The organism is Streptomyces anatolicus (assembly GCF_019400875.1).
Lineage (GTDB): Bacteria > Actinomycetota > Actinomycetes > Streptomycetales > Streptomycetaceae > Streptomyces > Streptomyces anatolicus.
Window position 1 is genome coordinate 1 of sequence record NZ_WMBF01000363.1, and the last position, 6,496, is coordinate 6,496.

4 protein-coding genes are annotated in these 6,496 nt (G+C 69.8%); 3 read left to right on the top strand and 1 reads right to left on the bottom strand.

Annotation, left to right across the window (positions count from 1 at the left end; genetic code table 11):
* The first annotated feature begins 311 nt into the window (after nt 1-311).
* From GKQ77_RS24825 to GKQ77_RS24835, 3 genes are all read left to right on the top strand, one after another.
* Complete coding sequence (locus GKQ77_RS24825) at nt 312-1,547, top strand: LCP family protein (protein ID WP_219691158.1); 1,236 nt, start codon at nt 312-314, stop codon at nt 1,545-1,547.
* A gap of 225 nt (nt 1,548-1,772) precedes the next feature.
* Nucleotides 1,773-3,527, top strand: coding sequence for an LCP family protein (locus GKQ77_RS24830; protein ID WP_219691159.1), 1,755 nt, complete (start codon nt 1,773-1,775; stop codon nt 3,525-3,527).
* A 101-nt stretch (nt 3,528-3,628) separates the two neighbouring features.
* Nucleotides 3,629-5,323 carry an LCP family protein gene (locus tag GKQ77_RS24835; protein WP_219691160.1) on the top strand — a complete coding sequence of 565 codons (1,695 nt, stop codon included), beginning with the start codon at nt 3,629-3,631 and terminating at the stop codon, nt 5,321-5,323.
* Nucleotides 5,324-5,342: 19 nt separating this feature from the next.
* On the opposite strand, the gene GKQ77_RS24840 is transcribed toward GKQ77_RS24835, so the two are convergent.
* Nucleotides 5,343-6,380, bottom strand: coding sequence for a glycosyltransferase family 2 protein (locus tag GKQ77_RS24840; protein WP_219691161.1), 1,038 nt, complete (start codon nt 6,378-6,380; stop codon nt 5,343-5,345).
* Nucleotides 6,381-6,496: the final 116 nt, after the last annotated feature.

A 6,496-nucleotide genomic window follows, 5' to 3' on the forward strand; every position in this document is an offset into this window, starting at 1 on the left:
CTGGATGAGCGGGTGGCTCTTACGGTTCGGTAGGCGGGCTCTGGCGGGGCGCCTCCGACGGTTCTTCGCTGCGGGTTCGTTGTGGCTGGTCGCGCAGTTCCCCGCGCCCCTTTGGGGCGCCTCCGCCGGTGCTTCGCTGCGGGTTCGTCGCGGCTGGGCGCGCAGTTCCTCGCGCCCCTTACGAGGCTCCGGGTTGTCACTCGACTGGGCTATGTCGGGGGGTGGCCCAGAGGCCCCTCGTCGCGGGGCGGGCCATGGTCGTAAGGGACGTATGAAACGGACCTACGCAGCCATGAGGGGTGGACGTACACGTGACCGACACCGCGGGCTCGGGTTCCGGGACGGAGGAGACTCCGGGTCCCGAGGCGACGTACGGACCCGGCGCGGGCGCCAGCCCCAGTGGGGCCGGGGCGGTGCGGCGCAGGCGGCGCTGGCTGCGGGGGATCGCCCTCGGGGTCGCCATGCTCGTGCTCGTCGCGGGCGGCGCCGGCTGGGTCGCGTACCGCAAGCTCAACGGCAACATCACCAAGGACACCGACGCCGCCGCCGAGCTGGCCCGCTTCGAGAAGGAGCGGCCGACGCCCCTCGTGCACGACGCCCAGAACATCCTGCTCATCGGCTCCGACACGCGCGCGGGCCCCGCCAACCGGAAGTACGGCAGGGACCCCGGCACCCAGCGCTCGGACACCACGATCCTGCTGCACCTGGCCGCCGACCGGCAGAGCGCGACCGCCGTCTCCATCCCCCGCGATCTGATGGTCGACATTCCCGGCTGCCGCAGGCCGGACGGATCACGGACGCGGGCCCAGTTCGCCCAGTTCAACTGGGCGTTCGAGTTCGGCGGCACGGCCTGCACGATCCGTACCGTCGAGAAGCTCACCAGGATCCGCGTCGACCACCACATGGTCGTCGACTTCGCCGGGTTCAAGGACATGGTCGACGCGGTGGACGGCGTGGAGGTGTGCCTGAAGGCGCCCATCGACGACGACGACGCCCACGTACGCCTCGCCCCCGGGCCCCGGACCCTCAACGGCGAACAGGCCCTCGGCTACGTACGCGCCCGCAAGAGCCTCGGCAACGGCAGCGACACCGAGCGGATGGACCGCCAGCAGGAGTTCCTCGGCGCGCTCGTCAACAAGGTGCAGAGCAATGACGTCCTGCTGAACCCGGCGAAGCTCTACCCCGTCCTGGACGCCGCGACCTCCTCGCTGACGACCGACCCGGCCCTGGCGAGCCTGCGCGGCCTGTACGAACTGGTGCGCGGCATGCGCAACATCCCCACGGAACGGGTGCAGTTCCTCACCGTCCCCCGGCAGTCGTACACCTACGACCCGAACCGCGACGAGCTGGTGGAACCCGCCGCCGAACAGCTCTTCACCCGTCTGCGCACCGACAGCCCGGTCCAGGTGATCCCCGAGAAGCCCGAGAAGCCGGCAGTGCGGCACGAGCAGGCGGACAGCGACGGGAAGCCCGACGACCCTTCCCATACGCCCTCACCCGCTCCGACATTCCGGGGCAACACCGCGGCCGAGGCCGCCTGCGAGTAAAGCGATCCTCAAGGGAAGGCCGCCTTCGACTAAGAAATAGGGCGGATTGCCCAGTTGTAGGGGAGTGGAATTTGTCACCGGCGTCGTCGGGCGCTGAACTGGGCGGATAGTGTGAGCGATCCGGTGCGCCGGGCCCTCTCGGCCGCGCACCGCTGGAACGACTGACCGAGCGCCTTCTTGAGGGGGTAAGGCGCCGCGTGGCCCCGACGGAGGACGCAAACAACCGTGGACGCGCAAGGCCGTGGGCGGGCTGAGAACATCGACCCCGCAGACCAGTGGGTACTCAACCCGGACACCGGTGACTACGAACTGCGACTGAGCCCCTCCGCAGGGCAAGGACAGTCGACGGTGCCAGGACCCCGCAGGGCCGACACCCCCCGCCGGGGAGGACGCGGCCGCCCCGCGCCGGGGCGCGACCGCGAGCGCCCGCGCCAGGGCGAGCGCGACGAGCGCCGCGAGGTGCCCGGGCAGCGCAGGCGCCGCGTCAAGGAGCCGGAGCCGTCCGGCAGCGGCAGGCGCAAGCAGCGGCCGAAGAAGTCCAAGGGCAAGAAGGTCCTGGTGTGGACCGGCGGCTCCCTGGCGTTCCTGCTGGTCACCGGCTGTGTCGGCGGCTATCTGTACTACCAGCACCTCAATGACAACATCACGTCGATCAACGACGACGGCGCGGGCACCGGCGGCTTCAGCAAGGACCGGGCCATCAACATCCTGGTGATCGGCACCGACAAGCGCAGCGGCGACGGCAACAAGGGCTACGGCGACGAGGGCAGCCTCGGCCACGCGGACACCACGATCCTGCTGCACGTCTCCAAGGACCGTACGAACGCGACCGCGTTGAGCATCCCGCGCGACATGATGACGGACATTCCGGACTGCCCGACCACCATGAAGGACGGCAGCAAGAAGACCATCCAGGGGTCGACGAACGTCCGCTTCAACGAAAGCCTCGGCCAGAACGACCGCACGCCGAGCTGCACGATGCGTACGGTCACGAAGATCACCGGGATAAAGCTCGACCACTTCATGGTGGCCGACTTCAACGCGGTCAAGACGCTCTCCAGCGCGGTCGGCGGTGTGGAGGTCTGCCTCGCCAAGGACATCGACGACCCCAAGTCCCATCTGAAGCTGCCCAAGGGCAAGCACACGATCGAGGGCGAGAAGGCGCTCGCGTTCGTGCGCACCCGGCACGCGGTGGGCAACGGCGGCGACTTGAGCCGCATCGCGCTCCAGCAGCAGTTCCTCAGCGCGCTGATGCGCAAGCTGAAGTCGAGCGACACCCTCACCAACCCGAAGAAGATGTTCTCCCTGGCGGAGGCCGGCACCAAGGCGCTCACCGTCGACTCCACCATCGGGGACATCATGAAACTCCGTGACCTCGGCATGGAGCTGGGCAAGCTCGACATGAAGAACCTGACCTTCGCCACGCTGCCGGTCAAGGACAACCCCGCCGAGAAGACCCCCGTCACGGTCGTGCCCGACCCGCCCAAGGCCGACCCGCTCTTCGCGATGCTCCGCGCCGACCAGTCGCTGACCGCGGTGAAGAAGAAGGAGAAGAAGGAGAAGGCCGCGGTGGCCGCCCGGCTGAAGGGCCCCAAGGCCGACCCCTCCGACGTGCGGGTCGACATCTACAACGGCAGTGGCAAGACCGGCGCCGCTCAGACAACTCTCACCTGGCTGCAGAACACTGAGGGTGTACTCAAGTCCAGCCAGCAGGGGAACGCGCCCTCGGTCATCAAGAAGACCACGCTGGAGTACGGACCGGCCCAGGCGGACCAGGCCCGACGGCTCGCCGAGATCATGGGCCTGCCCGCCTCCGCCCTGAAGCCGGGCAAGAGCGAGAAGAACGCACAGGGCCTCCCGGCCGTGAAGCTGACGCTCGGCGGTGACTTCGAGGGCGCGGGGGTGCCCATCGCCCCGCCGTCGAAGGCGCCGGACGGGGTCCAGAAGGTCGAAGCCGACAAGACTGTGTGCGCCAAGTGACCTGAAGCGGTCGTTTCGCGTCTAACAACGCGCCGAGGGCAGAAGCACCGAGGCGTCGCGGAGCGACCGCACTGCGGGAATGGGGCGGGGAGGGGCTGGGGATGAGGCAGAACAGCGTGCGTAAGGAGGGGGCGCGGCGGCGTGCCCCGCACGCAAGTGATCACGGCTGGGACGGCGGCCCGCACCAGGACGGCGCACCCCCCGGGGAGCCGTCGGGGCCGTCGGAGCCTTCGGCGGACGCCGCCACGCCCTCCGCGGCGCGCCCTCGCCGCCACCGGCGACGGCGCAAGTCGGGCGGCAACGGACGCCCGCCGCGCCGCAAGCGCCGCGTCCTGCGCTGGTCGGCGACGATCCTCTCGGTACTGATACTCGGCACGGCCGGCGCCGGATACCTGTACTACCAGCACCTCAACGGCAACCTGGAGACGGACGACCTGAACCTCGGCGAGCACCGGGCCCCCGAGCCCACGCCCAACGCCGCGGGACAGACGCCGCTCAACATCCTGCTCATCGGCTCCGACGCCCGGGACTCCAAGGAGAACCAGAAGCTCGGCGGCGCCAAGAACACTTTCGGCTCACCGCCGCTCGCGGACGTCCAGATGCTGCTGCACCTCTCGGCCGACCGCACCAACATGTCGGTGATCAGCATGCCGCGCGACACCCTGCTGCAGATCCCCAAGTGCACCGACCCGGACGACGGCAAGGTCTATCCGGAGACCGGCCCGCGGAACATGACCAACGAGTCCCTGGGCCGCGGCGGGCCCGGCTGCACGGTCGCCACCTGGGAGAAGCTCACCAACATCCACATCGACCACTTCATGATGGTTGACTTCGCGGGTGTGGTCTCCATGGCGGACGCCATCGGCGGCGTACCCGTCTGCGTGGACAAGAACATCCACTCGCGCGACAACCAGGGCCACGGCTCCGGTCTGAAGCTGAAGAAGGGCACCACGGAGGTCCAGGGCGAGCAGGCGCTCCAGTGGCTGCGCACCCGCTACGGCTTCGAGGGCGGCACCGACATCAGCCGCGCCAAGGCCCAGCACATGTACATGAACGCGCTGGTCCGCAAGCTCCGCGAGAACACCGGCCTTACCAGCCCCAACCAGCTGCGCAAGCTCGCCGAGGAGGCGACGAACGCGCTCAAGGTCGACGACGGCCTCGGCACCATCAAGAAGCTCTACGACCTCGGCAACGAGCTGAAGAAGGTTCCCCCGTCGCGTACGACGATGACGACGATGCCCTTCGAGTACGTCGGCGCCCGCGTCATCCCCAAGCCCGGCGACGCCGAGCAGCTCTTCCGGCTCGTGCGCGACGACATCCCGCTGGACGGGAAGGGCAGGAAGAAGCCGGCCAAGGAGAAGCTGTCGGACGATCCGGCGGCCGACGACGCCCAGATCGGCATCCAGGTCCAGAACGGCACCCGGACCGCCACCGAGCCCCCGGCGTCCGGCCGGGCGAACACGGTGGCGCAGCTCCTCACCGGCAAGGGCTTCACCAAGGCGACCCCGGACACGACGACCATCCTGACCGAGGACAGGACGGTCATCCGCTATCCCAGCGCCGAGCTGGAGGGCGACGCCCAGCGGGTCGCCAAGTCGCTGGGTCTGCCGCTCAGTTCGGTGAAGAAGTCGACGGACGTCTCCGGCGTCACGCTGGTCGTCGGCGCCGACTGGCGCGAGGGCGAGAAGCCGCCCAAGGCGCCTAAGAAGGACGACAGGACGCCGGAGTCGGCGGACGCGCTCAGCGGCTCCGACAAGAAGGCCTGCATGAAGGTGGACCCGGACTTCACCTGGTAGCCGCCCTCGCCGCGAGCCGTCAGGCCTCCTGGGTCTCCCCCAGGACGGCCGGGCGGCGCGAGGCGATGACCTTCCTGGCCAGCGAGCGCGGGCTGGTGAGGAAGCCCCAGCCCCACGACATGTGCATGGTCGCCAGCGCCACCGGGATCTGCAGGCGCGCCTTCAGCGGCAGGCCCTTGCCCGCGGGGACGGAGCCCGCGGTGATCGCCGCGAGGTAGCCGCCGGGGATCGCGAAGCCCCACGGCGTGAGCGCCGCGCCGACCACGAGGCCCGCCGCGATCGCGCAGAGCGCGGTCGGCGGCGCGAGGTAGCGGAGGTTGATGGAGCCCGCGTGGTAGCGCGCGACGACGTGCCGCCAGCGGCCGTAGTCCTTGTACTGCTTGGCCAGCGCCTTCACGCTCGGCCGCGGGCGGTAGGAGACGAGCAGGTCGGGCGAGAACCAGATCAGGCCGCCGGCCTCGCGGATGCGGAAGTTCAGCTCCCAGTCCTGGGCGCGGATGAACTCCTCGTTGTAACCGCCCTGCTGCTCGAGGGCCTCGCGGCGGAAGACGCCCAGATAGACCGTCTCGGCCTGCTGGGCCTCGCCGCCGGTGTGGAAGGCGGCGTTGCCCACGCCGATCTTCGACGTCATGGCGGCGGCGACCGCGTGCTCCCAGTCGTTCTGGCCCTCGGCGTGCATGATGCCGCCGACGTTCATCGCGCCGGTCTCCTCCAGGAGGCGGACGGCGGTCGTGATGTAGCCCGGTGAGAGCGCGGCGTGGCCGTCCACGCGCACCACGATCGGGTGACGGGAGGCCTTGATCGCGGCGTTCAGCGCCGCGGGCGTGCGCCCCGTCGGATTGGGGACCGTATGCACCCTCGGGTCTTCCCTGACCAGCTCCGCGGCGATCTCGTCCGTGCGGTCGGTGGAGGGGCCGAGGGCGACGACGACCTCCATCTCACCCGCGTACTCCTGACGCAGGATCGCGTGGACGGCCTCGCGCAGATGCCGCTCCTCGTTGAGGACGGGCATGATCACGGATACGGCGGGCGGCTGCGCCTCAGACTTCGCGTTCATCACGCGTCACGTTACCGCGAATGGGGGACACGGACGCGCGCCGTCCGGGTCGCTACCCCGGGCCGCATTTCGTATGGGCTTACGTTTCTCGGGTCCCCCAGGCCGCCGCCCACCCC

What these genes read in the sequence shown, in the direction of transcription:
- GKQ77_RS24835 (WP_219691160.1), top strand. Translation starts at nt 3,629, where the DNA reads ATGAGGCAGAACAGCGTGCGTAAGGAGGGGGCGCGGCGGCGTGCCCCG.
- GKQ77_RS24840 (WP_219691161.1), bottom strand. Translation starts at nt 6,380, where the DNA reads ATGAACGCGAAGTCTGAGGCGCAGCCGCCCGCCGTATCCGTGATCATG.